Below are 1,598 nucleotides of genomic sequence, written 5' to 3' on the forward strand. Positions count from 1 at the left end.
CTCTCAACCCGCCCGCCAGACCGCCCCTCCCGGCGCGTTGTGGCCGCTCGGGTGTCGGGCGTGCGCTGCGCCCCCCCCCGCCCCCGGCCCCGCCCGCCCCGCATCCGTTCCCCGCCGGCGCGGGGAGTCCTTCGTGTGCCGGGCGCACGCCATCCGCCGCGCGCCGCACGGAGCTTGCTCACACCTCGCCGTAGAGGGTGAGCACCACGCCCTCGACCTCCAGGCGGCTCCGGTCGACCCGGTCGCCGCGACGCAGCCCCGCCAGCCAGCGTTCGAGCCGCTCGGTCTCCCCCGGGGTCAGCACGGCGGCGGCGAGGTCGCGCAGGCCGGCCTGTATCCCCGAGGTCAGGGCCTCGGGCCGCTCGCCGGAGAGCAGCACCACGGGGCGCCCGGTCCGGTCGCGGACGATTGCGGTGTTCGAGCCTCCGTGAACGACCAGCACATCGCCTCCGTGTACGACGAGCACCCTGCAGGTGCCGGAGGCTCGTGCGGCTCACAGCCCCGGGTACGAGAAGACGATAGCCCCGATCTCCTGATTTTTATCCTTTTGCACCCTCTAACGGCGGTATGTCTCGGCGGAGTTCGCGCCGGGGCGAGTGCATGTCAGCTACCGTCGGCGGTCCGCTTCAGCAGGGATTCGACCAGGGCCGCGACGTGCCGCCGGTCGGCGGCGGAGAGTTGCCGGAGGCTGGCGATCAGCGGGGCCACCTCCGGATCGGCCGCCGCACCGGCGGCGTCCTCCGCGTACAGGTAGATCCCGCAGGACTCGGCCGCCGCCCGCCGCACCGCCTCCAGCGGCAAGTCCAGCCCGACGGCGAGGCGTTCGAGGGTCGCGGGCTGAGGCATCCGCACCAGCCGCTCCACCGTGGCGAGATGGTGGACGGTGGAGCGCGGCAGCCCGCCCCGCCGGGCGGCGTCCCCGTAGGACCAACCCTGCGCCTCCAGTTGCCGCCTGATCATTCCCTGCAGTGCGTTGTCCACGGATGGTGTGCTTCCTGCTGTCGGGGCCGGCGGAACCCGTCCGGTGGCCCCGATTCTACGGCTCACCGGCGCGCCGTCCCAGCGATCACGCATCCCACCTGGCGATTTCCCTCCTTCGAGGTCCGGTGACACGACGTGTTCGTGTTTGTACTTGCAGTTCCCCCCGGCGACCGATTAGCGTCCAATCTCGTCGGACAGAGCGTCCGATCTGACTGGACAGGAGCCGAGTCCCCTCGGCCCCGACAGAGAGGCACTGCCATGAGCATGAACGTCACCGAGCTCAACGCCGAGACCGTGGAGCTGCTGCCGAGCCGCGAGGCGCTGGGACGGCTGAAGTTCGTGAAGATCCACGCCAACGTCGCCTACGTCCAGGCGCACAACGAGTCGTGGGCCGTCAACGACTACTCGCCGTACGCCATCGCGCAGTCCGAGGCGTCGCAGTCGGTCAGCATCCACCAGCGGTAAGTCCCGAACCGTGCGGACCGCGCCCCCCCCCCGGGCGGGCGGCCCCCGGCGCGGTCCCGCGGCCGGGTTGGGGTTCCACGCGGATCTCCCCGCGCGCGTCGGTCGCCTCCGGACGGAGCAGCCGCCGGGCGCGGAGCCGCACCGGGTGGGCG

3 protein-coding genes are annotated in these 1,598 nt (G+C 72.5%); 1 reads left to right on the forward strand and 2 read right to left on the reverse strand.

Annotation, left to right across the window (positions count from 1 at the left end; genetic code table 11):
- Positions 1 to 178 precede the first annotated feature (178 nt).
- Positions 179 to 442, reverse strand: coding sequence for a hypothetical protein (locus tag ACFV0G_RS39160; protein ID WP_380558627.1), 264 nt, complete (start codon positions 440 to 442; stop codon positions 179 to 181).
- Between the two features lie 161 nt (positions 443 to 603).
- Positions 604 to 981 carry a helix-turn-helix domain-containing protein gene (locus tag ACFV0G_RS39165; RefSeq protein ID WP_380558630.1) on the reverse strand — a complete coding sequence of 126 codons (378 nt, stop codon included), beginning with the start codon at positions 979 to 981 and terminating at the stop codon, positions 604 to 606.
- A 258-nt stretch (positions 982 to 1,239) separates the two neighbouring features.
- On the opposite strand from ACFV0G_RS39165, the gene ACFV0G_RS39170 reads away from it, so the two are divergent.
- Positions 1,240 to 1,446, forward strand: a complete 207-nt coding sequence (locus ACFV0G_RS39170) for a hypothetical protein (protein ID WP_380558633.1) — start codon at positions 1,240 to 1,242, stop codon at positions 1,444 to 1,446.
- Positions 1,447 to 1,598 lie beyond the last annotated feature (152 nt).

Origin of the sequence: Kitasatospora sp. NPDC059571 (assembly GCF_042735675.1) — a bacterium.
Taxonomy (GTDB): Bacteria; Actinomycetota; Actinomycetes; order Streptomycetales; family Streptomycetaceae; genus Kitasatospora.